22 protein-coding genes, 1 tRNA gene and 3 pseudogenes are annotated in these 25,175 nt (G+C 70.7%); 15 read left to right on the top strand and 11 right to left on the bottom strand.

Going from position 1 to position 25,175, the window contains the following annotated elements; translation table 11 throughout:
• Positions 1-41: 41 nt before the first annotated feature.
• A complete protein-coding gene (locus AB4039_RS02140) occupies positions 42-1,211 on the bottom strand; it encodes an alpha/beta hydrolase (RefSeq protein WP_266841615.1) in 1,170 nt (389 codons plus the stop codon).
• Between the two features lie 211 nt (positions 1,212-1,422).
• Complete coding sequence (locus tag AB4039_RS02135) at positions 1,423-2,127, bottom strand: TetR family transcriptional regulator (RefSeq protein WP_266838851.1); 705 nt, start codon at positions 2,125-2,127, stop codon at positions 1,423-1,425.
• A 117-nt stretch (positions 2,128-2,244) separates the two neighbouring features.
• Here AB4039_RS02135 and AB4039_RS02130 point away from each other — a divergent pair, with 117 nt between their 5' ends.
• Complete coding sequence (locus AB4039_RS02130; RefSeq protein ID WP_266838850.1) at positions 2,245-3,837, top strand: MFS transporter; 1,593 nt, start codon at positions 2,245-2,247, stop codon at positions 3,835-3,837.
• Between the two features lie 199 nt (positions 3,838-4,036).
• A complete protein-coding gene (locus AB4039_RS02125; RefSeq protein ID WP_266838849.1) occupies positions 4,037-4,417 on the top strand; it encodes a peptidase inhibitor family I36 protein in 381 nt (126 codons plus the stop codon).
• Here AB4039_RS02125 and AB4039_RS02120 read toward each other — a convergent pair.
• Both AB4039_RS02120 and aceE read right to left on the bottom strand, forming a co-directional pair.
• On the bottom strand, positions 4,398-5,243 hold the full coding sequence (locus tag AB4039_RS02120) for a potassium channel family protein (RefSeq protein WP_442269846.1): 846 nt from the start codon (positions 5,241-5,243) through the stop codon (positions 4,398-4,400). The genes AB4039_RS02125 and AB4039_RS02120 overlap by 20 nt on opposite strands.
• Positions 5,244-5,330: 87 nt before the next feature.
• Positions 5,331-8,063: a pyruvate dehydrogenase (acetyl-transferring), homodimeric type gene (aceE, locus tag AB4039_RS02115; RefSeq protein ID WP_266838847.1), complete on the bottom strand. Its 2,733-nt coding sequence runs from the start codon at positions 8,061-8,063 to the stop codon at positions 5,331-5,333.
• Positions 8,064-8,500: 437 nt separating this feature from the next.
• Between aceE and AB4039_RS02110 the strand changes: the two genes are divergently transcribed.
• The 6 genes from AB4039_RS02110 (at position 8,501) to AB4039_RS02085 (ending at position 13,000) form a co-directional block, all read left to right on the top strand.
• Entirely contained in the window at positions 8,501-8,926 is a 426-nt protein-coding gene (locus AB4039_RS02110; RefSeq protein ID WP_030009300.1) for a DUF3052 domain-containing protein, read from the top strand.
• 152 nt (positions 8,927-9,078) lie between these two features.
• Complete coding sequence (locus tag AB4039_RS02105) at positions 9,079-9,537, top strand: peroxiredoxin (protein ID WP_266838846.1); 459 nt, start codon at positions 9,079-9,081, stop codon at positions 9,535-9,537.
• A 129-nt stretch (positions 9,538-9,666) separates the two neighbouring features.
• Complete coding sequence (locus AB4039_RS02100) at positions 9,667-10,242, top strand: TerD family protein (RefSeq protein ID WP_266838845.1); 576 nt, start codon at positions 9,667-9,669, stop codon at positions 10,240-10,242.
• Between the two features lie 136 nt (positions 10,243-10,378).
• Positions 10,379-10,954, top strand: a complete 576-nt coding sequence (locus AB4039_RS02095) for a TerD family protein (RefSeq protein WP_030227215.1) — start codon at positions 10,379-10,381, stop codon at positions 10,952-10,954.
• A 25-nt stretch (positions 10,955-10,979) separates the two neighbouring features.
• Positions 10,980-12,116 carry a DUF475 domain-containing protein gene (locus AB4039_RS02090; RefSeq protein ID WP_266838844.1) on the top strand — a complete coding sequence of 379 codons (1,137 nt, stop codon included), beginning with the start codon at positions 10,980-10,982 and terminating at the stop codon, positions 12,114-12,116.
• Between the two features lie 143 nt (positions 12,117-12,259).
• A complete protein-coding gene (locus AB4039_RS02085; RefSeq protein WP_266838843.1) occupies positions 12,260-13,000 on the top strand; it encodes a Tellurium resistance in 741 nt (246 codons plus the stop codon).
• A 28-nt stretch (positions 13,001-13,028) separates the two neighbouring features.
• Here the strand turns inward: AB4039_RS02085 and AB4039_RS02080 are convergent, their stop codons facing one another.
• Positions 13,029-13,844 carry a TerD family protein gene (locus AB4039_RS02080; RefSeq protein WP_266838842.1) on the bottom strand — a complete coding sequence of 272 codons (816 nt, stop codon included), beginning with the start codon at positions 13,842-13,844 and terminating at the stop codon, positions 13,029-13,031.
• A 194-nt stretch (positions 13,845-14,038) separates the two neighbouring features.
• Between AB4039_RS02080 and AB4039_RS02075 the strand changes: the two genes are divergently transcribed.
• The 4 genes from AB4039_RS02075 to AB4039_RS02060 all read left to right on the top strand — a co-directional run bounded on the left by AB4039_RS02075 (position 14,039) and on the right by AB4039_RS02060 (position 19,342).
• Positions 14,039-15,214 carry an HpcH/HpaI aldolase/citrate lyase family protein gene (locus AB4039_RS02075; protein ID WP_266838841.1) on the top strand — a complete coding sequence of 392 codons (1,176 nt, stop codon included), beginning with the start codon at positions 14,039-14,041 and terminating at the stop codon, positions 15,212-15,214.
• Positions 15,215-15,363: 149 nt separating this feature from the next.
• Positions 15,364-17,868, top strand: a complete 2,505-nt coding sequence (locus AB4039_RS02070; protein ID WP_442269890.1) for a phosphoribosyltransferase — start codon at positions 15,364-15,366, stop codon at positions 17,866-17,868.
• Positions 17,865-18,686, top strand: a complete 822-nt coding sequence (locus AB4039_RS02065; RefSeq protein WP_266838840.1) for an HAD family hydrolase — start codon at positions 17,865-17,867, stop codon at positions 18,684-18,686. Before AB4039_RS02070 ends, AB4039_RS02065 begins: the two co-directional genes overlap by 4 nt.
• On the top strand, positions 18,683-19,342 hold the full coding sequence (locus tag AB4039_RS02060) for an O-methyltransferase (protein WP_442269845.1): 660 nt from the start codon (positions 18,683-18,685) through the stop codon (positions 19,340-19,342). Before AB4039_RS02065 ends, AB4039_RS02060 begins: the two co-directional genes overlap by 4 nt.
• 52 nt (positions 19,343-19,394) lie before the next feature.
• Here the strand turns inward: AB4039_RS02060 and AB4039_RS02055 are convergent, their stop codons facing one another.
• From AB4039_RS02055 to AB4039_RS02045, 3 genes are all read right to left on the bottom strand, one after another.
• A complete protein-coding gene (locus tag AB4039_RS02055; RefSeq protein ID WP_266838838.1) occupies positions 19,395-19,613 on the bottom strand; it encodes an FmdB family zinc ribbon protein in 219 nt (72 codons plus the stop codon).
• Positions 19,614-19,622: 9 nt separating this feature from the next.
• Positions 19,623-20,171, bottom strand: a complete 549-nt coding sequence (locus tag AB4039_RS02050) for a DUF4383 domain-containing protein (protein WP_266841613.1) — start codon at positions 20,169-20,171, stop codon at positions 19,623-19,625.
• 490 nt (positions 20,172-20,661) lie between these two features.
• A complete protein-coding gene (locus AB4039_RS02045; RefSeq protein ID WP_266838837.1) occupies positions 20,662-21,906 on the bottom strand; it encodes a hypothetical protein in 1,245 nt (414 codons plus the stop codon).
• Positions 21,907-22,011: 105 nt separating this feature from the next.
• Between AB4039_RS02045 and AB4039_RS02040 the strand changes: the two genes are divergently transcribed.
• Positions 22,012-22,086, top strand: a tRNA-Val gene (locus AB4039_RS02040).
• 55 nt (positions 22,087-22,141) lie between these two features.
• On the opposite strand, the pseudogene AB4039_RS02035 reads toward AB4039_RS02040, so the two are convergent.
• Positions 22,142-22,651 (bottom strand): annotated as a pseudogene (locus AB4039_RS02035) (tyrosine-type recombinase/integrase); the annotation flags it as partial.
• Positions 22,652-22,653: 2 nt separating this feature from the next.
• Positions 22,654-22,888 (bottom strand): annotated as a pseudogene (locus AB4039_RS02030) (FtsK/SpoIIIE domain-containing protein); the annotation flags it as partial.
• Between the two features lie 2 nt (positions 22,889-22,890).
• Between AB4039_RS02030 and AB4039_RS02025 the strand changes: the two are divergent.
• Positions 22,891-23,031, top strand: a pseudogene (locus AB4039_RS02025) (NUDIX hydrolase); the annotation flags it as partial.
• A gap of 35 nt (positions 23,032-23,066) precedes the next feature.
• Complete coding sequence (locus tag AB4039_RS02020; protein WP_442269844.1) at positions 23,067-23,393, top strand: hypothetical protein; 327 nt, start codon at positions 23,067-23,069, stop codon at positions 23,391-23,393.
• A gap of 590 nt (positions 23,394-23,983) precedes the next feature.
• Here the strand turns inward: AB4039_RS02020 and AB4039_RS02015 are convergent.
• Complete coding sequence (locus AB4039_RS02015; protein WP_442269843.1) at positions 23,984-24,427, bottom strand: hypothetical protein; 444 nt, start codon at positions 24,425-24,427, stop codon at positions 23,984-23,986.
• Between the last annotated feature and the right edge of the window lie 748 nt (positions 24,428-25,175).

Here is a 25,175-nt window from a genome sequence, read left to right as displayed (position 1 = left end):
ATTTTTCCGTTCGCTACGCCCGCCGGGCGGGGAGGGCGCCCTCAGTGCCCTTCCGGGCCGGAAATTCCTCGTCGGCAGTCGTCGGAGCCGCTCGCACATGCGACGGAACCGAAGGCGCCGGTTCCGATCTTGGCGAAATTGTCCAAGGAGGACGTCCCTGGCTCGAAATAGCCGGTGTGGCTCTTGGCCCCGGCCGAGGACAGCAGCCGGGCGCCGAAGTCCGGGGAGACCGGGTCGGCCCCGTGGCCCAGACCGCCGACCTCCAGGTGCGGTACGTCGGCGATCCAGTCGCCCTCGTCGCGCATCGCCCAGACGCGCGCGGAGGTGTGCAGATCGGCGGCGTTCTCGGCCCGCATGCCGGGGCTTCCCGCCACCACCAGGTCGGTCACCCGGTCCGGCAGCCGGTGCGCGGCCACCCCGCACACCACCGATCCGTAGCTGTGGCAGAACAGGGCCACGCGGGCGTTCCCCGGCAGGGCCGCGGTCAGCGCCTCCAGCCGCGTGGCGCCCTGGACGGCGAGCCGGCCGGTCGCCGCGTCCACGCCGAGCCCGGTCGGCGCGGTGTAGCCCGCCCAGGCGATGACGGCGTTCTGCTCGCCGGGCCGGGCCGCGCGCTCGGCCTCGTAGAGGGACTGGGCCATGCCGACGGGGGCGGTGAGGCGRCGCGTGGAGCGCTCGAAGGTGACCGCGTCGGTGTCGACGCCGGGGACGATCACCGAGACCCGGCGCGCGGCCCGCAGGTCACCGAAGACCTCGGCGGCGAGGCCGGCCCCGGTGGGGTCGAAGACGAGGATCTGCCGGCCGGGCTCGGCCAGCGATTCGAAGCGGTGGGCCCGGCGCACGGCGGTCGCACGGTCGGACGGGGTCAGGGCCACGTCCCGGCCGCGGGCCTCCTCGACCCGTGCGGCCTGCACGAGGGAGTTGTGGTTGGCCCGGTAGCGGGTCTCGGCCGGGACCCCGTTGAGGTTCCCGACGACGAGCGGGAAGCCGTCGGCGAGGCGGACGCGCTGGGCGGTGTCGAGGTCGGCGAAGAAGCGGGCCACCGTCCGCACGGGGGCGTCGGCGGCCGGTACGGCCCGGCCGTCGATCCGGGCCGCGGACCACGCGGCGAGCGCGGCGGCCCGCGGCGCGGTGCCCGCCTCGGGCGGGTGCACCGCGGTCCAGCCGGTGGTCGCCAGCATGAGGAAGACGACGGCGAGCGCGAGCATCATGCGCACAGCGGCCGGACGCGCGAGGGCGTCGGCGGTGTCGTCGGCTTCGACGGAGGGAGGGGCGTGGCGGCCGGGCAGGTTCACTGGAGCCAGCGTAGGAGACGGCTGGAGCCGACGGTGCCCCGGGTGACAGGTCTCACGGCCGGCCGTGGGACGCACCACCCGTCCGGTTACGGTGAGTTGCGGTCCGGACCCCCGGCGCGGTGGCGCCTCAGACCCCGGTGGCGGAGCCGGCGGGGGCGGCCCGGGACGCCGCCGCAGGCCGCTTCCAGTGGGCTGCAAGGGCCGGACGGATCTGATCCAGATAGGCCTCGGTCATCCGCCGGATCGCCTCCACGCTGGTGTCCTCGCCCTGCCCCCACAGCCGCCCGGTGACGCGCATCACGCCGCAGAAGGCGGCCACCGCCACCCGGGGGCGCGGGTCGGCGTCGAGGTCCAGCCCCTCGCGGTCGGCGATCAGCCGGGCGATCCGCTCCTCCAGCTCGGTGGAGCGCCGCAGGTGCACGGCGAGCAGGGCGGGAGTGGACTCGATCAGCTGGTATCCCCGCATGTAGAGGTCCACGGGGACCACCTCGGAGATGGCCTCCTCGACCGTGTCCCAGGCGGCGAGCACGGCGCCGCGCATGGCCTCCACGGGGCCCTCGGAGGCCGGGCGGGCCCGCAGCGCGGCGACGAAGTGCGACTCGACCAGGTCCTGGACGGCGAAGGCGACCTCCTCCTTGTTCGCGAAGTAGCGGAAGAACGTGCGCTGGGAGACCTCCACGGCATCGGTGATCTCGTCCACCGTCGTCCGGTCGTAGCCCTGGGAGACGAACAGGAGCAGGGCGGCGCGCAGCAGTGCGTCCCGGGTGCGCCGCTTCTTGCGTTCGCGCAGACCGGTCGCCGGGGCGTCCGGTGCCGGCCGCAGGTCGGTCATCACCGAGGGGTCCTCTCTGACGCTGAGTGAGCGGTCAGGGTACCTGTGACCGACCTGACAGCGACTGTCCCGTTGAGCCGTTTGTGAAGTGTCAGTCGCTGTCACTAGCCTGTCCGCATGACGAGTCAGATCACCCTCGCCAAGGCATCGGACCCCGCGCCCGGTCGCACCGGATGGCGCGGCCACCCGTGGCTCACCCTGTTCGCCGTGGCGGTCGGGGTCATGATGGTCACGCTCGACGGCACGATCGTCGCCGTCGCCAACCCGGCCATCCAGAAGGACCTCGGCGCCACCCTCGCCGAGGTGCAGTGGATCACCAACGGCTACCTGCTGGCCCTCGCGGTCTCGCTGATCACCGCCGGCAAGCTCGGCGACCGCTTCGGACACCGCCAGACCTTCCTCATAGGCATCGCGGGCTTCGCTCTCTCCTCGGCCGCGATCGGCCTCTCCACCGGCGTCGGCCTGGTCATCGGCTTCCGCGTCGCCCAGGGCGTCTTCGGCGCCCTGCTGATGCCCGCGGCCCTCGGCCTGCTGCGCGCCACCTTCCCCGCCGAGAAGCTCAACATGGCCATCGGCATCTGGGGCATGGTCATCGGCGCCTCGACGGCCGCCGGGCCCATCGTCGGGGGCCTGCTCGTCGAGCACGTCAGCTGGCAGTCCGTCTTCTTCATCAACGTGCCCGTCGGCATCGTGGCCTTGCTCTTCGGCCTGGTCATCCTGCTCGACCACCGGGCCGAGAACGCCCCGCGCTCCTTCGACCTCGTCGGCATCGTGCTGCTGTCGGTGGCGATGTTCTCCCTGATCTGGGCCCTGATCAAGGCCGCCGAGTGGGGCTGGGGCGACACCCGGACCCTGCTGTTCCTCGGCGGGTCGGCCCTCTGCTTCGTGCTCTTCGCCGTCTGGGAGTCCAAGGTCTCCGAGCCGCTGATCCCGCTCGGGATGTTCCGCTCGCTGCCGCTGTCCGCGGGCACGGTCCTGATGGTCCTGATGGCCTTCGCCTTCATGGGCGGGCTCTTCTTCGTCACTTTCTACCTGCAGAACGTGCACGGTATGAGCCCCGTCGACAGCGGTCTGCACCTGCTGCCGCTCACCGGCATGATGATCATCGGCTCGCCGCTGGCCGGCGCCGCCATCACCAAGGTCGGCCCGCGCGTCCCGCTCGTCGCCGGCATGGTCGCCACCGCCGTCGCCTGCTTCGGGATGGCCCGGCTCACCCCGGACACCGCCACCCTCACCATGTCGCTCTGGTTCGCGCTCCTCGGCCTCGGCCTCGCGCCCGTCATGGTCGGCGCCACCGAGGTGATCGTCGGCAACGCCCCGCTGGAGCTCTCGGGCGTGGCCGGCGGGCTCCAGCAGGCCGCCATGCAGGTCGGCGGAAGCCTCGGCACCGCCGTCCTCGGAGCGGTCATGGCGGCCAAGGTCAGTGACACGTTCGGGGACAACTGGACGCGGGCGCAGCTGCCCCCGCTCACCCCGGAGCAGCTCGACCTCGCCGGGAAGGGGGTCCAGGTCGGCATCGCCCCGGTGCCGCCCGGCGCCCCCGAGCCGGTCGCCCGGGCCATCGCCTCGGTCGCCCACGACACCTTCGTGTCCGGCATGAGCACCGCTTTCACCGTGGCGGGCGTCGTCGCGGTCCTCGCCGCGATCGTGGCCTGCTTCACCAAGCGCGGGGCGAACGCCGGCGCCGGAGCGGGCGCGGCCCACATCTGAGTCACCCGCCCGGCCGTTACCGCCGGGTCAACCCCGCTTCCCCCACAGCCCCGCCGGACGGTTCCGGCGGGGCTGTCGCCTATCAGGGTGGACCCGTCCGCAGCCCCTTCCGCTCGACCGTCGCCGCAGGTCAGCGTGGTGCCACGGAGCCTTCGGAAACCGTCCGGGGCCCGGCCGTCAACAAGGAGACGATTCCGTCATGCGTACGTGGACCACCGCTCGCGCCGCCACCCTCGCCGCCGCCCTCCTGGCCGCCACCGCCTTCGTCCCCGGCACCGCCACGGGCGCCCACGCGGCGGCCGCGCCGTCCTGCGCCACGGGGGAGCTGTGCCTGTGGGCCAAGCCGGACTTCAAGGGCACCAAGCAGACCTACGACCTCAGCACCCTCTCCATCAACAGCTGCACCGCACTGCCCGCCGGGAACTACCAGTCGCTCATCAACCGGACCGGGCGCCCGGTGACCACGTACCAGTCGGACGTGTGCGCGGAGACCGGCGAGTTCCAGACCTACCCGGGCGACGGGGTCCTGCTGCCCCAGTCGCCGTACCAGGTCAGGGCGTTCAAGGTGTGGGAGACGTAACCCCCGCCGGGTCGGCGGAGGCTGCGGCTGCGGCTGCGGCTGCGGAGGAAGGGGAGGGGGAGGGGGAAGCGTCGGCGGCGGCCCGGGCGGGCATCGGGCCCGGGACGCCGCCCAGCCGGGCGACCTCGTGCCGCAGCCCCCGTACCTCGTCCTGCAGCTCGCGCAGGACCGCCAGCTGCAGCCGCTCCACGTGGTCGTCCCGCTCGAAACGGGCGATGAACCAGGCGGCGATGTTCGCCGTCACCACACCGAGCAGGGCGATCCCGGACAGCATCAGCCCCACCGCCACCAGCCGGCCCAGGCCCGTGGTGGGGGAGTGGTCCCCGTACCCGACCGTCGTCATGGTGGTGAAGGACCACCACACCGCGTCGCCCAGGTTCTTGATGTTCCCCTGGGGGGCGTCCCGCTCCACGCTCAGCACCGCCAGCGAGCCGAACATCAGCAGCCCCACCACGGCCCCGGCCACGTACGTCGTCAGCCGCACCTGCGGGGCCATCCGGGCCCGCCGGCCCACCAGCATCAGCGTCGCGACCAGCCGCAGCAGCCGCAGCGGCTGCACCAGCGGCAGCACCACCGCGGCCAGGTCCAGCCAGTGCGTCCGCACGAACACCCGCCGGTCCGCCACCAGACCCAGCCGCACCATGTAGTCCACCGCGAACGCCGCCCACACCACCCACTCCGCGTGGGTACAGGCCCGGTGCACCCCCTCGCCCGCGTCGGGGGCCACGATCGGCACGGCGTAGGCGACGGCGAAGGCCACGGCGAGCACCAGCAGCGGGACCTGCGTACGGCGCTCCCACCGTGCCTGGCGGGAGGGTTGTTCCATGCCCAATATCGTAAAGAACGGGTAAGGGGCGCCGGGACAGGTGTCCCGGCGCCCCCTCGCAAGAGTGACCCCGCGCCCCGCTGAGGGCTACGCGTCGCCGCCCGCCGCGCCCGGGTCGGCCGCCGTGACGTCCAGCAGCTGGTACCGGTCGATCGCCTGCTTCAGCACGGAGCGGTCGATCTTCCCCTCACGGGCCAGCTCGGTGAGGGTCGCCAGGACCACCGACTGGGCGTCGATGTGGAAGAAGCGGCGCGCCGCGCCGCGCGTGTCGGCGAAACCGAAGCCGTCCGCGCCCAGCGAGGTGTACGTCCCCGGGATCCAGCGCGCGATCTGGTCCGGCACCGAGCGCATCCAGTCCGAGACCGCCACGAACGGCCCCTCCGCGCCCGACAGCTTCCGCGTCACGTACGGGACGCGCTGCTCCTCCTCCGGGTGGAGCAGGTTGTGCTCGTCGACCTCGACGGCCTCGCGGCGCAGCTCGTTCCAGGAGGTCGCCGACCAGACGTCCGCCCGCACGTTCCAGTCGGCCGCCAGGATCCGCTGCGCCTCCAGCGCCCACGGCACCGCCACGCCCGAGGCCAGGATCTGCGCCCCGATCGCGCCGGCCGTGCCCGTCGAGACCCGGTGGATGCCCTTGAGGATGCCGTCCACGTCCACGTCGGCCGGCTCGGCCGGGTGCTGGATCGGCTCGTTGTAGACCGTCAGGTAGTAGAAGACGTCCTCGGCGTCGGGGCCGTACATCCGCCGCAGACCGTCCTTGACGATGTGCGCGATCTCGTAGCCGTAGGCCGGGTCGTACGCCACGCAGCCCGGGTTGGTCGACGCCAGCAGCTGGGAGTGACCGTCGGCGTGCTGGAGGCCCTCACCCGTGAGGGTGGTCCGGCCGGCGGTCGCGCCCAGGACGAAACCGCGCGCCAGCTGGTCGGCCATCTGCCAGAACTGGTCACCCGTGCGCTGGAAACCGAACATCGAGTAGAAGACGTAGACCGGGATCAGCGGCTCGCCGTGCGTCGCGTACGCCGAACCCGCGGCGATCAGCGAGGCCGTGCAGCCCGCCTCCGAGATGCCGTCGTGCAGCATCTGGCCGGTCGGGGACTCCTTGTACGCGAGCAGCAGGTCGCGGTCGACCGCCTCGTACTGCTGGCCCAGCGGGTTGTAGATCTTGGCGCTCGGGAAGAACGCGTCCATGCCGAAGGTGCGGTACTCGTCGGGGGCGATCAGCACGAAGCGCCTGCCGATCTCCTTGTCCCGCATCAGGTCCTTCAGGATGCGGACGAACGCCATGGTGGTGGCGATCGACTGGTGGCCCGAGCCCTTCCTGGCGGCCGCGTACGTCTTGTCGTCCGGCAGCTGCAGCGGCTTGGCGCGCACCACGCGGGTGGGCACGTAGCCGCCCAGCGCGCTGCGGCGGTCGTGCATGTACTGGATCTCGGGCGAGTTGCGGCCCGGGTGGTAGTACGGCGGGGCGCCGCCCTCCAGCTGCGCGTCGGTGACCGGGATGTGCAGGCGGTCGCGGAAGCGCTTGAGGTCGTCGACCGTCAGCTTCTTCATCTGGTGCGTGGCGTTGCGGCCCTCGAAGTTCGGGCCCAGCGTCCAGCCCTTGACCGTCTGCGCCAGGATCACCGTCGGCTGGCCCTTGTGGGCCTTGGCCGCCGCGTAGGCCGCGTAGACCTTCTTGTGGTCGTGACCGCCGCGGCCCAGGTGCTGGATCTGCTGGTCCGTCATGTTCTCGACCATCGCGCGCAGCCGCTGGTCGCCGCCGAAGAAGTGCTCGCGGACGTAGGAGCCGGACTCGGTGGCGTACGTCTGGAACTGCCCGTCCGGGGTGGAGTTCATCTTGTTGACCAGGATGCCGTCGCGGTCCTGGGCCAGCAGCGGGTCCCAGGAGCGGTCCCAGATCAGCTTGATGACGTTCCAGCCGGCCCCGCGGAACTGCGACTCCAGCTCCTGGATGATCTTTCCGTTGCCGCGCACCGGGCCGTCGAGGCGCTGGAGGTTGCAGTTCACCACGAAGGTCAGGTTGTCCAGGCCCTCGCGCGCGGCGATGGACAGCTGGCCCAGCGACTCCGGCTCGTCCATCTCGCCGTCGCCGAGGTACGCCCAGACGTGTGACTTGGAGGTGTCGGCGATCCCGCGCGCCTCCATGTACCGGTTCATCCGCGCCTGGTAGATCGCGCCGAGGGGGCCGAGGCCCATCGAGACGGTCGGGAACTCCCAGAAGTCCGGCATCAGCCGCGGGTGCGGGTAGCTGGACAGTCCGTACGGGGCCTTCGACTTCTCCTGCCGGAACGCGTCGAGCTGCTGCTCGGAGAGCCGGTCCAGGAGGTAGGCGCGGGCGTAGATGCCGGGCGAGGCGTGGCCCTGGAAGAAGATCTGGTCGCCGCCGTCGCCCTCGTCCTTGCCGCGGAAGAAGTGGTTGAAGCCCACGTCGTAGAGGGAGGCGGAGGAGGCGAAGGTCGCGATGTGGCCGCCGACACCGATGCCGGGACGCTGGGCGCGCGAGACCATGACGGCGGCGTTCCAGCGGGTGGCGTTGAGGACCTTGCGCTCGATCTCCTCGTCGCCGGGGAAGAAGGGCTCGTCCTTGGTGGCGATCGTGTTGACGTAGTCCGAGCTGCGCATCTCGGGCACGGCCACGCGCTTCTCGCGGGCCCGCTCGATCAGCCTCAGCATCAGGTAGCGGGCCCGTTCACGGCCCCGCTCGTCGATGGCGGCGTCCAGGGAGTCGAGCCACTCCTGCGTCTCCTCCGGATCGAAGTCCGGGACCTGGCTCGGCAGGCCGCCAATGATGATCGGATTGCGATCGGATGCGGAAGCCACGCTGTTCCTTCGCTGTCGGGGGAGTCGTGCCTTGGGTCGCCGCCTCCCATGGTCTTACGCCCGGCCGAAATCTTCACCTCTACCACTGGGTAACACCTGGAGCGGGAGAGGAGCGTCCGCCCGGCCGGGCCGGGGGTCGGGCCAAATCGCAACCTTACGCCCAGGATGATCAGTGGGTTCGTAAGGCCGTTCGTCCCTCAAACAGGTAGGAAAGTCCTCATGCGATGCCGAATGAGCTGGAATGGTGTGGGATGAATCACCAGTGGTGCACCGGGGAAGCCTGAAAGTTGCGGCGAGACGGCCGCAATCGTCACCGTTTCGACGGTCTCGGCGGCCGGGTACTTGCGCGATCCGCCGCTCCCGTGTGGACTACGCCCAATGCTGCGCGTACGCGCGCCGCCGAAAGACATTCACCGAACATGAGCAGGAGGCACCCCGTGAGCGCGACCGCGGACCACGCGGAGAGCCTGGCCGCCCGGCTGGGTTTCCAGTCCGAACAGGTGGTCCAGGAGATCGGCTACGACGACGACGTCGATCAGGAATTCCGTGACGCCGTCGAGAAGCTCGTCAGCGAGCTCGCCGACGAGGACTACGACGACGTCGCCGACGCGGTGCTGTTGTGGTTCCGCGACGAGGACGGCGATCTGACGGACGCCCTGGTCGATGCGACCGAGCTGGTCGAGGACGGCGCACTGATCCTGCTGCTGACCCCCAAGACGGGCCGTGACGGCTACGTCGAGGCCAGCGACATCAGCGAGGCCGCCGAGACGGCCGGCCTCTCGCTTGCCAAGGGCCTGCCCGTCGGCAAGGAGTGGACCTCCACCAAGCTGGTGACGCCGAAGGCCGCCAAGGCCAAGCGCTGAGCCGTACTCCGCACCCCAGCGGACGCACACCCCGTCGACCCGGATCACCCCCGGTCGGCGGGGTGTGCGCGTTCCGCGCACCGGTGCCCGCCTACGCTGGGTCTCACCCGAACAGCCCCCTGCGGGAACGCAGGAACGAAGGGATGCGAAAAATGGCGATCGAGGTCGGAAACAAGGCCCCGGACTTCGAGCTCAAGGACAACCACGGCGCCACCGTGCGGCTCTCCGACTTCCGGGGGGAGAAGGCCGTGGTGCTGCTCTTCTACCCGTTCGCCTTCACCGGGGTGTGCACCGGTGAGCTGTGCGAGCTGCGCGACCAGCTGCCCCGCTTCCAGAACGACGACGTGCAGCTCCTGGCCGTGTCCAACGACTCCGTGCCGACCCTGCGGGTCTTCGCGGAGCAGGAGGGCCTGGACTACCCGCTGCTGTCCGACTTCTGGCCGCACGGCGAGACCTCCCGCGCCTACGGCGTCTTCGACGAGGACAAGGGCTGCGCGGTCCGCGGCACCTTCGTCATCGACAAGGAGGGCGTCGTGCGCTGGAGCGTCGTCAACGGGCTGCCCGACGCGCGTGACCTGAACGAGTACATCAAGGCCCTCGACAGCCTCTGAGGTCCCGCGGCGGGCCCGTCGCGGGAAAACAGCCTGCGGGCGGGAACCCGTCACTAGGATCGAAGCGTTGATCCAGGTAGCAACCGCACGACGGGGCTCCCGCCCCACACACATACCAATGGAGGACCCGTGGGAGTCAGCCTCAGCAAGGGCGGCAACGTCTCGCTGACCAAGGCCGCGCCTAACCTGACGGCGGTCATCGTCGGTCTGGGCTGGGACGCTCGCACCACCACCGGTGTCGACTTCGACCTCGACGCCAGCGCGATCCTGACCAACGACCAGGGCAAGGTCGCCAACGACTCGAACTTCGTGTTCTTCAACAACCTGAAGAGCCCGGACGGCTCGGTGGAGCACACCGGTGACAACACCACCGGTGAGGGCGAGGGCGACGACGAGGCCATCAAGGTCAACCTCGTCGGCGTCCCGGCCGATGTCGCCAAGATCGTCTTCCCCGTCTCGATCTACGAGGCCGAGAGCCGCCAGCAGAGCTTCGGCCAGGTGCGCAACGCCTACATCCGCGTCGTGAACCAGGCCGACAACAGCGAGCTGGCCCGCTACGACCTCTCCGAGGACGCCTCGACCGAGACCGCCATGGTCTTCGGCGAGCTGTACCGCAACGGCGCGGAGTGGAAGTTCCGTGCCATCGGCCAGGGCTACGCCTCGGGCCTGCGCGGCATCGCGCAGGACTTCGGCGTCAACGTCTGATCCCGATCCAGGGCCCGAGCCCGAAGAAGTTCTTCCGTCCGGCGCCGTGCACCCGTGTGTACGGCGCCGGTCCGGCTTTGCCACCATGTGCAGGTGGCCGTGCCACACCACCACGTCGTCCGGGGAGGACCACATCATGGGCGTCACACTCGCCAAGGGGGGCAACGTCTCCCTGTCCAAGGCCGCACCCAACCTCACCCGGGTCCTGGTCGGTCTCGGATGGGACGCGCGCTCGACCACGGGGGCGGACTTCGACCTCGACGCCAGCGCGCTGCTGTGCAACAGCGGCCGGGTGCTCGGGGACGAGTACTTCGTCTTCTACAACAACCTCAAGAGCCCCGAGGGCTCCGTCGAACACACCGGGGACAACCTCACCGGCGAGGGTGAAGGCGACGACGAGTCGATCATCATCGACCTCACCAAGGTCCCGGCCCAGGTCGACAAGATCGTCTTTCCGGTCTCGATCCACGAGGCGGACACCCGCCGGCAGAGCTTCGGCCAGGTGAGCAATGCCTTCATCCGTGTGGTGAACATGGCGGACGACCAGGAACTCGCCCGCTACGACCTGACCGAGGACGCCTCCAGCGAAACGGCGATGATCTTCGGCGAGGTCTATCGGTACGGCGGGGAATGGAAGTTCCGTGCGGTAGGCCAGGGGTACGCGTCGGGCCTGCGGGGCATCGCTCTAGACTTCGGGGTCAACGTTTCGTAAAGCCGTACAAGACGATGGGGTGCCAGTGGTTCTCAAAACCTTCGGCTGGTCGTTCGCAGTCACTGCGCTCGGTCTGGCCGCTGCGGTGTTCTACGGGGGATGGCCCGCTTTTGGGATCGTGGCGATCCTGTCGATCCTGGAGATCTCGCTCTCCTTCGACAATGCGGTGGTCAACGCCGGAATCCTGAAGAAGATGAATGCCTTCTGGCAGAAGATCTTCCTCACGGTCGGTGTCCTCATCGCCGTGTTCGGCATGCGCCTGGTCTTCCCCGTGGTCATCGTGGCGATCAGCGCGAAGATCGGGCCCATCGAGGCCGTCGATCTCGCCATGAACGACAAGGACATGTACCAGCAGCTGGTCACGGACGCTCACCCGTCCATCGCGGCCTTCGGCGGCATGTTCCTCCTGATGATCTTCCTCGACTTCATCTTCGAGGACCGCGACATCAAGTGGCTCGCCTGGCTGGAGCGTCCGCTCGCCAAGCTCGGCAAGATCGACATGCTGTCCGCGTGCATCGCGCTGATCATCCTGGTCATCACCTCGATGACCTTCGCCACCCATGCCCACCAGCACGGCGGCGCCCATGTGGACAAGGCGCAGACCGTCCTGGTCTCCGGCGTCCTCGGCCTGATCACCTACATGATCGTCGGCGGCCTCTCCGGCTACTTCGAGAACAAGCTGGAGGAAGAGGAGGAAGCCGAACACGAGGCCGAGGAAGAGGCCAAGAAGAGCGGCAAGCCCGTCTCGGCCGTGGTCATGGCCGGCAAGGCCGCGTTCTTCATGTTCCTCTACCTCGAAGTCCTCGACGCCTCCTTCTCCTTCGACGGGGTCATCGGCGCCTTCGCCATCACCAACGACATCGTGCTCATGGCCCTCGGCCTCGGCATCGGTGCCATGTACGTCCGCTCGCTGACGGTCTACCTGGTCCGCCAGGGCACCCTCGACGACTACGTCTACCTGGAGCACGGCGCGCACTACGCGATCGGCGCCCTCGCCGTGATCCTCCTCGTCACCATCCAGTACGAGATCAACGAGATCATCACCGGTCTCGTCGGCGTCGTGCTCATCGCCTGGTCCTTCTGGTCCTCGGTGCGACGCAACAACCGCCTGGCCGCCGAGGGCGGCGACGGCAAGCCCGCGGAGGTCGGGGCCGGGGTGTGACCCGGCCCTGATTGCGGAACGCTTTCCACAGAACCGTTTCGGTTTCGACGGGGCGGCCGCGCGGATCCATCGGACCGCGTGGCCGCCCCGCCGCACATCCACGGCATCCGGCGCACGCACGGACCGACCTGGGGGGTTGGGACATGGGGTTCTTCGACGGGATCAGGGGCGCGCGCGCCATGGGGTTCGACTCGGGCCAGGCGTCGTCGAACGCGATCGAGCTGACCAGGCGGCATCCGACGGTGTCGCTCACCAAACAGCAGGCGGTCCACGGCAACCTCCGCGTGAACCTCTCCTGGCGGATGCGCACCTCCGACATCGGAGGCCGCTCCGCGCAGGGCGGGCAGCTGCTGCGGCACCCGTTCAAGCTGTTCAAGCCCGACATGGTGCAGGCGCACACCCAGGGCATGGTCAACGTCGACCTGGACATGGGCTGCCTCTACGAGCTGACCGACGGCACCCGGGGCGCGGTGCAGCCCCTGGGCAACCTGCTGGGCGACCTCAACGACCCGCCGTTCGTCAAGCTCAGCGGCGACGACCGCTTCGGCTCGGGCTCCGGGGAGACGCTGTACGTCAACCTCGACCACGCCGAGGAGATCAAACGGCTGCTCGTCTTCGTCTACATCTACGACCAGACGCCGGCCTTCGACCGGACCCACGCCCTGGTCACCCTCTACCCGACCGCCGGGCCGCGGATAGAGATCCCGCTGGACGAGCGGCACCCGCAGGCCCGCTCCTGCGCCGTGGTCTCCCTGGCGAACGTCAAGGGCGAGCTGATCGTCCGCCGCGAGGTCAAATTCGTCTACGGGTTCCAGGCCGAGCTGGACCGGCTGTACGGGTGGGGCCTGCAGTGGGGGCGGGGCTACAAGAGCACCAAGGCCTGACCGGCCCCGCCCCTCCGCGGTGTGCCGCTCAGCGGCGGATGAACTGCGGGCCCTGCACCGGCAGCCGGAAGGACGGGTCCCCGCCCGGGGCCGGCACCGGAGCGGGCGCGGGAGCCGGGGACACCGGCTGCGGGTACCCGTAGGCGGGTTGGACGGCCGGCGGGGCCTGCGTGGGCGGGGCGGGCGGTACGGGGACCGGCGGCCGCATGGCGGCGGTCCGGTCGTCGCCGGAGCCGCCTCCCGGCGCACCGGCGGCCCCGGCGGGCTCCGCCGCCCGGCCGGCGCCGGGCTCGGGGGCGTTCTCGTCGACGGAGATCCCGTGGTCGGTGGCCAGTCCCACGAGTCCGTCGGAGTAGCCCTCGCCCAGGGCGCGGAACTTCCACCCCTCGCCCCGGCGGTACAGCTCCCCGCAGATCAGCGCCGTCTCGGCGCCGGTCTCGGGCCGGACGTCGAAGAAGGCCAGCGGCTCGGGGCCGCCGCCGGGGGTGGCGTCGTAGAGGAGGATCCGCAGGTCCCGGACCCGCCGGAAGGGGACGTCCTCGGCGGAGGCCACCACCAGGATCCGGTCCACCACGGGGGTGACCGCGCGCAGGTCCGCCTGGACCGCGTCCGTCACCCCGTCGCCCAGCTGCTTCTTGCCCAGCCGCCAGACCGCGCCCGAAGGGTGCCGGGGCTGGTTGTAGAACACGAAGTCCTCGTCCGAGCGCACGCGCCCGTCCGCTCCCACGAGCAGCGCCGAGGCGTCCACGTCCGGCACCTCGGTCCCGGTGGTCCAGCGCAGCACCGCCCGGACCGCCACGGCGGTCACCGGAATGTTCGAGCCCTTCTGCATCGCGTGCGTCATGCCCGTCATCCTGCCCTCCCGGACGGGACCGGGACAATGCGGCCCCCCGTAGGGCCTTGTCCGGATCGCGAGAGCTGGGCATGGTGCAAGAGGGTTACCGGAACTTCATGTGCTTGAGGAACTCTTGACTCGTGTTCGTACGTACTATTACCGGCCACGCCAGTTGGGCCGCCGAGGCAGTACGGGGGAAGCACATGCGTCACTTCGGGCACATATCGCCCACTGTCCGCAAGGACCTCTTCCACCAGGAGCCGGCCGAGTTCTCGGTCTCCTCGCCCGCCGGCACCCTGGCAGCGGCTCTCGGGGCGACCCTCTACAGCCCCGCGACCCGGCCGCACCTGGCCGCCGACATCCGCAAGCAGGCGGGCCGCGGAGTCGTCTCCATGGTCCTCTGCCTGGAGGATTCCATCAGCGACGCCGACGTCCTGGGCGGCGAGGAGAACCTCGTCCGGCAGTTCGCGGACCTCGACACCGACCCGGCCGGCACCACGGGGCTCCCGCTCCTCTTCATCCGGGTCCGCACCCCCGAGCAGATACCCGACCTCGTGCGCCGCCTCGGTGGCCCCGTGCGCCACCTGGCCGGATTCGTACTGCCCAAATTCACCGAAAGCCGCGGAACGGCCTTCCTCGACGCCGTCGCCGACGCCGAATCCGCCTCCGGCCTGCCCCGCCTGTACGCCATGCCCGTCCTGGAGACCCCCGACCTCCTCCACCTGGAGACCCGGGTCGAGGCCCTCGCCGGCATCTCGCGCACGGTCAACCGCTACCGCGAGCGCGTCCTGGCCCTGCGGCTCGGCGTCACCGACTTCTGCTCCGTGTACGGCCTGCGCCGCACCCCCGACATGACCGCCTACGACGTCCAGATCGTGGCGGGCGTGATCGCCGACGTGGTCAACGTCCTCAGCCGCGCCGACGGCACCGGCTTCACCGTGACCGGCCCGGTCTGGGAGTACTTCCGCAGCCAGCAGCGCCTCTTCAAGCCCCAGCTGCGCCGCAGCCCCTTCCTGGAGGAGGGGGTGGAGGAACTGCGCACGGCCCTGATCGAGCACGATCTCGACGGGCTGCTGCGCGAGATCGAACTCGACCGGGCCAACGGGCTGCTCGGCAAGACCTGTATCCACCCCGCACACGTCACGCCCGTCCACGCGCTGTCGGTGGTCTCCCACGAGGAGTTCAGCGACGCCCAGGACATCCTGCGCCCCGAGCGCGGCGGCGGCGGGGTCATGCGCTCCGTCTACACGAACAAGATGAACGAGGTGAAACCCCACCGGGCCTGGGCGGAGCGCACCATGCTGCGCGCCGAGGTCTTCGGTGTGGCGAAGGAAGAGGTCGGCTTCGTCGACCTGCTCACGGCCGGGCTCCAGGTGTGAGCGGGCCGGTGGAGGGGCCCGCGGAGCGGCCTGTGGAGCGGTCCGTGGAGCAGTCCGCGGGGCAGTTCGTGGAGCAGTCGGTGGAGCAGTCGGTGGAGCGGGCCGTGGAAAGCCGGTGGGTGGAACGGCTCGTGGAGAAGGGGAAGACGATCGACGAGGTCTGGTCGGGAAGCTGGGTCGCGGACCGGCTGGGCGTGCGCCTGCGGGACGGCGGCGACCCGGCCGCGCCACCGCTGGACTCCCTGCTCGGGCTCGCCCTGCGGCGCAACCCCAAGCGGGCCCACCTGCTGGTCTCCCAGGTGCTCGGCAAGCACGTCCCCCAGTCCCCGGCGGTCGTCCACGCCGCCGGCCACGGCCTCGGGCTGCGGGTACGGGCCCTGCTCGGCGAGGAGGCGGCCGCCTCCGCCGTGGTCCTCGGGTACGCCGAGACCGCGACCGGACTCGGCCACTGCGTCGCCGACGGCCTGGGCACGGCCCCCTACCTGCACTCCACCCGCCGGCCCGTGCCGGGCGTGGAGCCCGCGGGCGGCTTCGAGGAGGCGCACTCGCACGCCACCTCCCACCTGCTGCTGCCCGAGGACCCGCGGCTGCTGGCGGGCAGCGGGCCGCTGGTCCTCGTCGACGACGAGTTCTCCACCGGCAACACGGTCCTGAACACCATCCACGACCTGCACGCCCGCCATCCGCGCGGCCACTACGTGGTCGTCGCCCTCGTCGACATGCGCTCGGCGGCCGACCGTGACCGGCTGACCGCCTTCGCCGACGGCCTGGGCGCCCGGGTGGACCTGATCGCCCTCGCCTCCGGCACGGTCGACCTCCCGGAGGGGGTCCTGGCCAAGGGGCAGGCCCTCGTGGAGCAGCAGGAGGCGGCGTCCTTCCGGATGTGCGGAGGGATCCGGAGCCGGCAGGGCACGGGACGCGCGGGCCGGGGCAGGCAAGGCCCGCGGCTCCCCGCGGCTCCGGTCACCCGCCTCGCGCTCGACTGGCCGGCCGGCGTCCCCGACGGCGGCCGCCACGGCTTCACCCCCGCCCACCGCGGCGCGCTGGAGGCGGCGGTGCCGCACCTGGCCCGGCAGCTCGCGGACGTGCTGGGCGAGGACCCCGGGCGGGTCCTCGTACTCGGCAACGAGGAGCTGATGTACGCGCCGCTGCGGCTCGCRCTGGCCCTGGAGGAGTCCGGGGCCGCCACCGAGGTGCGGTTCTCGACCACGACCCGCTCGCCCGTGCTCGCCGTCGACGACCCCGGCTACGCCATCCGCACCCGGCTCGTCTTCCCCGCACACGACGCCCCGGCCGACGGTCCCGGCGACCGGTACGCCTACAACGTCAAGGGAGCGGGCTTCGACGCCGTCGTCGCCGTCGTGGACTCCGCCGGGGACACCCCCGAGCTGGGCAGCGGCCTCCTCGCGGCCCTCGCCCCGCACACCGGGCGGGTCCTGCTGGCCGTCGTACCRGCGTACACGCCCCCCGCCCACGCCCCCGACCGGCAGGAGCCGATCATGTCCGAGCCCGCCCTGGCCGATCCGCTGCGCGGGCCGGCCTTCTCCTCGTACGCCCCCGAGGACGTCGGCTGGCTGCTCCAGGACCTCTCCGGCTGCGAGCTGGAGGCCCCGACCGAGGAGCGCGAGGAGGCCATCCAGGCCGGCGGCGCCCACTACGCCGAGTCCCTGCCGGTGGAGTACCAGCCCTCCGAGGCCTACCAGGAGCTGTACCGCAGCGCCCTCGGAGCCTCCGCCGCGCGGATCGCGCGCGCGGTCGGGACCGTCACCGAGACGGTGCTCGCCGAGCGCTCCCCGTCCCCCGTGCTGGTCTCCCTGGCCCGCGCCGGCACGCCCGTCGGGGTGCTGATGCGCCGCTGGGCCCGTGCCCGGCACGGCCTCGACCTGCCGCACTACGCCGTCTCGATCGTGCGCGGCCGGGGCATCGACGCCAACGCCCTGCGCTGGCTGGCCGCCCACCACGACCCGGCCGACGTGGTCTTCGTCGACGGCTGGACGGGCAAGGGCGCCATCACGCGCGAACTGCGCGAGGCCCTCGCCTCCTTCGAGGGCTTCAACCCGGAGATCGTCGTCCTCGCCGACCCGGGCTCCTGCGTGGAGACGTACGGCACCCGCGAGGACTTCCTGATCCCCTCCGCCTGTCTGAACTCCACCGTCTCCGGACTGGTTTCGCGTACGGTGCTCAGGGCCGACCTGGTCGGCCCCGACGACTTCCACGGCGCGAAGTTCTACCGGGAGCTCGCCGGAGCCGACGTCTCCACCGGCTTCGTCGACACCGTCGCCGCGCACTTCGACGCCGTGGCCGAGGCCGTGGACGAGGAGGTCAAGGAGCTCCTCGCCGCCGACCGGACGCCCACCTGGGTGGGCTGGGCGGCGGTGGAACGGATCAGCGAGGAGTACGGCATCCACGACGTGAACCTGGTCAAGCCCGGCGTCGGCGAGACGACACGGGTGCTGCTGCGCCGCGTGCCGTGGAAGATCCTGGCCCGGCGCGGGGCCGGGGCCGACCTGGACCACGTACGCCTGCTCGCCGCACAGCGGGGGGTGCCGGTCGAGGAGGTCGACGGGCTGCCCTACACGTGCGTGGGACTCATCCACCCCCGATACACGCGCGGCGCCACCGGCGCCGACGGAAAGGCAGTGGCCGCCCCGTGACCGTCCTCGTAGCCAGTGACCTCGACCGCACGCTCATCTACTCGGCGGCCGCCCTCGGCCTGACCATGCCCGACCCGCAGGCCCCGCGGCTGCTGTGCGTCGAGGTGCACGAGAGCAAGCCGCTGTCCTACATGACGGAGACGGCGGCCGGGCTGCTGGCGCAGCTCACCGCCGACCCGGCGGCGGTCTTCGTGCCCACCACCACCCGGACCCGCAAGCAGTACCAGCGCATCCGCTTCCCCGGCCGTCCGGCCCCGTACGCGATCTGCGCCAACGGAGGCCAGCTGCTGGTGGACGGGGTGGCGGACCGGGACTGGCGGCGCGCGGTCGCGACGCGGCTCGCGCGGGAGTGCGCCCCCCTGGAGGAGGTGCACGCCCACCTGCTGGCCGTGTCCGACCCGGCGTGGCTGCGCAAGGCGCGGGTGGCGGAGGACCTCTTCGCGTACCTGGTCGTCGAGCGCGCGCTGGTCCCCGACGAATGGCTCAAGGCGCTGGAGGAGTGGGCGGGCGCGCGCGGCTGGACGGTCTCCCTCCAGGGCCGCAAGATCTACGCCGTCCCGCGTCCGCTGACCAAGAGCGCGGCCATGGCGGAGGTGGCGCGGCGCACCGGCGCAGACACCACGCTCGCCGCCGGCGACTCCCTGCTCGACGCCGACCTGCTGCTCGCCGCGGACCGGGCCTGGCGGCCCGGGCACGGTGAACTCGCCGACGCCGGGTGGACGGCTCCCTCGGTGACGGCCCTGAGCACGGCGGGAGTACTCGCCGGTGAGGAGATCGTCCGCGCATTCGGCCGGGCGGTTGCGACACTGACCGCATGACCAAGGGCAACAGCACCAAGATCACCGACGAGCTCTACGCGTACGTCCTCGCGCACAACCCCCCGCTGGACGCGGTCCAGCGGGGGCTGGTCGCGACCACCTGGGAGAAGTTCCCGGACTCGGCCGGCATGCAGTCGGCGGAGGAACAGGGGCCGCTGCTGGCCTTCCTGGTCAGGCTCACCGGCGCCCGCCACGTCGTGGAGGTCGGCACCTTCACCGGCTTCTCCGCCCTGTCCATGGCCCAGGCCCTGCCGGCCGACGGCCGCCTGATCGCCTGCGACGTGTCGCAGGAGTGGACGGCGTACGGCCGTGAGGCCTGGGAGGCGGCAGGCGTCGCCGACCGCATCGACCTGCGCATCGCCCCGGCCCTGGACACGCTGCGCGCGATGCCCGAGGAGCCGCACATCGACATGGCGTACGTGGACGCGGACAAGGAGAACCAGATCCTCTACTGGGAGGAGCTCGTGCCGCGGCTGCGCCCGGGCGGGCTGATCGTCACCGACAACACGCTCTTCCACGGGACGGTCCTGGACACGTCGCCGACCGGCAGGGGGGCGAGCGTCCGCGCGTTCAACGAACACGTCGCGGCGGACACCCGCATGGAGTCCGTCCTGCTGGCGATCTCGGACGGCCTGACCCTGTCGCGCAAGCGCTAGCGCTAGCGCTAGCGCTAGCGCTAGCGCCGATGCCGGCTTCGGCGCCCCCGGGTCAGCCGCAACCCCCGCCACCGCAGCAGCCGCCGCCACCGCCCATCGCCGGCGCGGGGGCGGCAGCGCCGCGCGTCCCGCCGACCGCGACGGCGGAGAGCAGCTTGACGGTGTCGGCGTGGCCGGCCGGGCAGTCGGCGGGAGCGGAGGACTCGGCCATCGGCCGGCTGACCTCAAAGGTGTCGTCGCAGGTCCGGCAGCGGAATTCGTAACGAGGCATGCGCACAGGCTACGCAGCGCGGCGCTCCCCGTGAAGCGGCGCCGCCGCGGTCCGGCGCTCCCGGGCCACCTGGTCGGGGTGGCGGGCCCGCCAGTACGGGTTGTCGTGCGGCAGGGCGCTGCCCACCCGCCCGTACATCCCGAACCACATCAGCATCACGCCGACGACGAAGCTGAACAGCACGTTCGGAATCCGGAAGGCGAGGAAGTTCAGCCCCGTGTCGAGCAGGGCGAGGTTCACGAAGCCGCTCGCGATGAACGCCAGCCCGAGCCCGATGTTCAGGGTGGAGGCGAAGGTCCCGCCGATCACCATGCCGACGAAGAGCAGCACCCCGATGCAGATCGACAGGATGCTCAGCGCGCCGTTGGTGTTGAGGGCGAGCACCGTGTCGCCGCCGGTGTCGAAGAACCCGATGTGGTGGGTGAGTCCGAGGATCCCGAAGGCGACGAGCAGCAGTCCCGTCAGGCCGGCGCCGACCCGGTAGATCTGGCTGAGCTTGTGGTCGGCGGGCAGGTGATCGTCGAGCTTGGCGTTGACGGGGTGCAGGAGGCGGTGCATGAGGTGGGAGTGCTGTGGCTCGTGGGTTTCGTACGGCTCGTGGGGCACGTAGGGCGCGTAGTTCTCATGAGCCTCGTGACACCCGTATACCGCATGGGGACGGTACGACTCATTGGGCGCCGGAGACTCATGGGCCGTACGACGCCGGTGGGACGTGTGGGCAGCCATCTCGCCCTCCTCTGCTCCGCCCCCGTACCTCCAGCATCCGCCGCCGAGGCCCCCCGGACAACCCGTGCCCGCCGAAGGCCGGCCGGGCGCGCGGCCACCGGGTCCCGGCCGGGGTCGGGCGGGGGCGCCGGCTTTGGCTGCGCCGGCCTCGGCCGCGTCAGCCTTGGCCACGTCAGCCTTGGCCACGTCAGCCTCGGCCGCGCCAGCCTCGGCCGCGTCAGCCTCGGCCGCGTCAGCCTCGGCCGCGTCAGCCTCGGCCACGCCAGCTTCGGCCGCGTCAGCCTTGGCCACGTCAGTCTCGGCTGCGCCAGCCTCGGCCGCGCTAGCTCTGGCCGCGCTCCGCCCGGATCCCGTTGACCACCCGGGTCACGGAGCCCCGTACGTCCTCCATCTCCAGCAGGAACGCCCAGTAGTCCGGGTGCCGCCCCTCCAGCCCGGCCAGGGCCCGCTCCACCCGTGCCACCGACTCGTCCAGCGGGCGCGCGTGCCGCGGATCGGGCACGCTCCGGCCCGCCATCGCCAGCCGTTGCGCGTCCCGGATCGCGAACCGGGTCCGCTCCACCTCGGCCTTCGGATCCCGAGCCACCGCCTCCAGCCGCGTGAGCCGGTCCTGCGCGGCCGACACCGCCTCGTCGGTCGCGTCCAGCGAGGCCCGGACCTCCTCCAGGAGCGTCCCTACGTCGGCCCAGCGCTGTTCCTCCCGCGCCCGGCCGGCCTCCCCGAGCCGGTCCTCCGCCCGCGCGACGTCCCGTACCGCCTGATCGGGGACGTGCTGGAGGTCCTGCCAGCACGCCGCGCTGAACCGGCGCCTCAGCTCGCTGAGCACCGGATCCACGCGGTCCGCCCTGTTGCGCAGTGCCTGCGCCCGGGTCCGCAGGCTCACCAGCCGCCGGTCGATCTCCGCGGCCCGCTCCGGCAGCCGCGCCGCCTCGGCCCGTACCGCTTCGGCGTCCCGCAGGATCCGGTCGGCGCGCTGCACGGTCGCCTGGACCCCGTGGAGGGCCGCGCCCTGGTTCAGCTTGGTCAGCTCCGGCCCCAGCGCGGCCAGCCGGGCCGCCAGCTCGTCGGCCCGTATCCCCTTCGCCCGCGTCGCGTCCAGCGCGTCACTCGCCGCCAGCAGCGCGGCCTTCGCCCGCTCCCGGGCGGGCGCGACCCTCGCCAGCTGCGTCTCCGCCTTGTCCAGCAGCGGCTGCAGCCCCTGGGCGAACCGCTCCAGCTCCCCCTTGACCCGCACCAGCTCCTCACGGGCCCGGGTCAGCTGCTCCCGTGCCTGCGAGGCGACCGAGCCCTCCAGATCGACCCGGTCCAGGTCGTGCGCGTCGACCGCCTCGATGTACACGTGGCTCACCTGGTCGATGCGCTGCCCCAGTGCCACGAACCCCTCCGCGGCCCGCCGGGCCTCGGGCGACCCGTCCGCGGCGGCGATGGTCTCCATGGAGATCCGCAGATCCCGCTGCGCGGTGTCCAGCTCGTAGAACGCGGCCGCGGCGGCATCCTTCGCCGCTTGCGCATCCGCCCGTCGACTCTCGTCCCGCCCGCCGAACCACCGCCGGGATGCCGTCGTCACAATCCCTCTCCCGTGCCGCGTCCGCCGTGCCCCGGTCCATTCTCCCCCACGGGAACGGGTTTGCGTGGGGGGTGCGCCCTCCATGTAGGCTGTCCACTCGTCCACGGGTGCGTAGCTCAGGGGTAGAGCGCTGCTCTTACAAAGCAGATGTCGGCGGTTCGAAACCGTCCGCGCCCACCAGCGAAAAGACCCCCCGCCAATCACGGCGGGGGGTCTTTTGCATCTACATCTGACATCAACGGGAGCGGTCAGGGACGGCCGGGCGCTGCCTCAACAGCCGGTCCATGTGCCCGATGGCCTCGCGCTGCGTGTCCTGGACGACGTGCGCGTACACGTTCATGGTGACGGCGATCTGCGAGTGCCCGAGGATCTCCATCACGACCCGGGGCGGCACGCCGGCGGCGGTCAGTAGAGTCGCGGTCCCGTGCCGTGCGTCGTGCAGCCGGATCACCCGGATACCGGCGTCCTTGGCCACGCGAGTGAAGGACCGGTAGACGTTCCGCGGCTCGATGGGCCGGCCGGTCCGGGTGGTGAACACGTATCCGGTCTCCTGCCAGGCGTCCCCGGCTTTGGCCCGCGCCTCAGCCTGCTTCATCCGCTGCCAGCGCAGGGGCGCGACGCAGGACCCGGGCAGAGGAAGGGTCTGGCGGCGCCGCTTCCCCTTGGGGCCGTCCTCGTATGCCTCGCCCCCGACACGCTGCCGCTGGGTTCGGACCCGGATCTCCCGCTTGTCGAGGTCCACGTTCTGATGCGCTGTTCGGCCCGGATGAGTTCGTAGACCCGGCCCATGTACTCCACGAGCGCGACGAGCAGCTCCGCCGCATCGGCTGGGTTGTCCGCCAGCGCGGTGAACCGCGCCGACAGCGGGCGAGTTCAACGCCGTTCTTGCAGTCGATGCCGACGAGTGCGACGTTCCGCGGCGCGAGCCCGGAGACGAGGGCGTGCGGGACCTCCCGTAGTCCCGGTGGTGAACCTCCCCGTCCCGCGGTTGCCTGGCTCACCCCGGACGAGGCCGCAGCCCAGATGTCCGAGGTCTACGCTATCCGCCTCCTGGACGCCCTGGACAACGCGGGTCCCCACGTCCGCAGCCACGACGGCCGCAACCTGATCGGCACCTCTGCATGACACCTTCGAACGCGGCACGCCGTGCGCCGAGACCCTTGAGCGAACTGAACGACGTCTACGACTTCCTGGATGAAGTGCGCATTCGACCAGGCATGTTCCTTCGCCGCTCGTCGCTCTTGGACCTCCAGTCCATCCTCTACGGCTACCGCGTGGCCTCGGAGATGCACGACGGACCGAGCATGACGATCTTCGAGCACTTCGGCCCCTTCAGCGAATGGCTTTGGCCTCGGCTCGGTATGCGCTACGCGAGCCCACTCGGCTGGGCAGTCGAGATCGAGCGAGCGGCCGAAGCCGCGGGCGCGCCAGCCGTGGAGATGTTCTTCGAGCTCCTGGACGAGTTCCGCGCCGAGCCCGTGCGGTAAGAGTTTCCCTACTTCATCAAGGCCCGCGCACGGCGCGGGCGCGCGCCGCCTCTGCGGCGCGGCCTGCCTCCTGTCTGCACCCCGGCTGGCCGCGCCCGGCGGCGCGCTACGTGCTGCGGGCAGAAGCGAGGAAGCCACCCGCGGGTCAAGGACATGCCTCCGGCGGGGGCGCTCAGGCTCCGAGATGGCGGGGCACCACTCGCGAGTGCCGGCCCGTGAGTGGCGTGCGTGAGGAGCTTCCATCCCGTCTGCCGTCTGCCGTCTGCCGTCTGCCGTCTGCCGTCGACCAGGCAAAGCCGAGCGGACGCGGCCCCTGGCGTCCAGGTCGTTCGTACAGTGGCGCGCTCCACCTGGACGCCAGGAACCACGCCCGCTCCACGGTGTGTGGGTCGACGGCAGACGGGATGGAAGTTGAGGTACGCGGTGGGTTGGAGTACGTGATACCTGGTGCCCCGGAGCCGCTACCGAAACTCAGCAAGTCGGCGGAGGAAGCTGTCAAGCAACGGTGGTACGGCGGGAGCTTGCAGCGGCGGTCCGCTCCCACACGTGTCGACGCCCACATCCGCAGCCGGTCGTAGATGCCTCTCCGGTTACACATCTGGATACAGCGTTCCCCAGTTTTTCAGCGATGAAATCCTCAAGTCCCACTGGCCCAGTTCCGTAAAACTGCAACGGAAGTTGATGAAGTACTCGTCCCCCTGGAAGTTTATGTCCGCATACATGGAGTAGGGGTAAGCGCATACATCAATGGAGCGGATGGCGTTGTCCCAGTTGAGATACGACCTTCGAGGTTCGCGGCTCAAGTCCGGAACGAACACCTCGGGAAAAAGAGACAAACTTGCGCCCCTCAGCAGAGTCTCGTCTGTGACGACCAGCTTGGTGGGGGCAGGCGAACCCTCCGGAGGGCAGAGGCCTGTGGAATTTCCATTGACGACGCCCTGCAACCTGCCTGCCTTGTCAGCCGCTGCTAGCATTTCCTTGCGCTCAACAAAGGCCGCGGTGGCCAAGGAAGAGCCGTACTCCACGGGAGTCATGTACAACGGCCCAGGATATTGCGCGTTCATGCGGTCAAAGTCCTCGACCAACTCTCCATTGAGAAGGAACGGGGCTTCAGGCGTCAATGGCCGCTGGCGTTCTACCGTTTGCCGATGGGACCAGAGCGACCGAAACTCCTGCTCAGACCGGTGCGGGGCTTGTGTGGCGGGGTACGTACCCTCGCTGCCAGCGCAGCCTGTTCCAGCCGTTGCGTCGTCTGACGGATGCGTCATTTCAATCATCTCCATCGAGAAGTGACCGACCGTCGGGAAGAATTTACGTTCCTGCGGTGGGAAAGTGGTCGAGTTACGCGACTAGAAAGTCAAGCCATATAAACGGACTGGTGGAACCTGGCCCCGGATGCGAGCAGCCCACGCACACCAGGGACTCGTCGAACAGTGCGCGTCTACTAGTGGGGAGTGCGCCCATCGCGTATTAATTGGCAACAACATTCCGAGATGGAGACGGCGTGTAACTGCACCGCGCCGTTCGGGTCGGTTATGGCCCAATTCTCAGATGTTCTCCCGACCTATAAGCGTACTTCTCAAGTTCTGTGCTGTCGACTTTTGGAGACTGTGCTGCTGCGCAACCCTTCTGTTCGGACGTAGTGACGGAAATGACATTACGCGGTGGGGCCCAATGATCAGCAGCGGCGACAGTCATGCTGTACTCCCTGCACCCACTGAGCTACGTCGGCGATGCTGCTCCGGTGTGAGGGCGGCCGCAGCGTTGGCGACATTCGATTCG

It is taken from the genome of Streptomyces sp. M-16, assembly GCF_052114405.1.
Lineage (GTDB): Bacteria > Actinomycetota > Actinomycetes > Streptomycetales > Streptomycetaceae > Streptomyces.
Note: the sequence above shows the minus strand (reverse complement) of the source record. Positions and strands in the feature narration are given on the sequence as shown.

Coding starts and splice junctions, on each gene's coding strand:
- AB4039_RS02075 (WP_266838841.1), top strand. CDS start 14,039: ATGCGTCACTTCGGGCACATATCGCCCACTGTCCGCAAGGACCTCTTC.
- AB4039_RS02120 (WP_442269846.1), bottom strand. CDS start 5,243: ATGGAACAACCCTCCCGCCAGGCACGGTGGGAGCGCCGTACGCAGGTC.
- AB4039_RS02095 (WP_030227215.1), top strand. CDS start 10,379: ATGGGCGTCACACTCGCCAAGGGGGGCAACGTCTCCCTGTCCAAGGCC.
- AB4039_RS02015 (WP_442269843.1), bottom strand. CDS start 24,427: ATGACTCCCGTGGAGTACGGCTCTTCCTTGGCCACCGCGGCCTTTGTT.
- AB4039_RS02135 (WP_266838851.1), bottom strand. CDS start 2,127: ATGACCGACCTGCGGCCGGCACCGGACGCCCCGGCGACCGGTCTGCGC.
- AB4039_RS02060 (WP_442269845.1), top strand. CDS start 18,683: ATGACCAAGGGCAACAGCACCAAGATCACCGACGAGCTCTACGCGTAC.
- AB4039_RS02055 (WP_266838838.1), bottom strand. CDS start 19,613: ATGCCTCGTTACGAATTCCGCTGCCGGACCTGCGACGACACCTTTGAG.
- AB4039_RS02085 (WP_266838843.1), top strand. CDS start 12,260: ATGGGGTTCTTCGACGGGATCAGGGGCGCGCGCGCCATGGGGTTCGAC.
- AB4039_RS02125 (WP_266838849.1), top strand. CDS start 4,037: ATGCGTACGTGGACCACCGCTCGCGCCGCCACCCTCGCCGCCGCCCTC.
- AB4039_RS02105 (WP_266838846.1), top strand. CDS start 9,079: ATGGCGATCGAGGTCGGAAACAAGGCCCCGGACTTCGAGCTCAAGGAC.
- AB4039_RS02050 (WP_266841613.1), bottom strand. CDS start 20,171: ATGCACCGCCTCCTGCACCCCGTCAACGCCAAGCTCGACGATCACCTG.
- AB4039_RS02130 (WP_266838850.1), top strand. CDS start 2,245: ATGACGAGTCAGATCACCCTCGCCAAGGCATCGGACCCCGCGCCCGGT.
- AB4039_RS02080 (WP_266838842.1), bottom strand. CDS start 13,844: ATGACGCACGCGATGCAGAAGGGCTCGAACATTCCGGTGACCGCCGTG.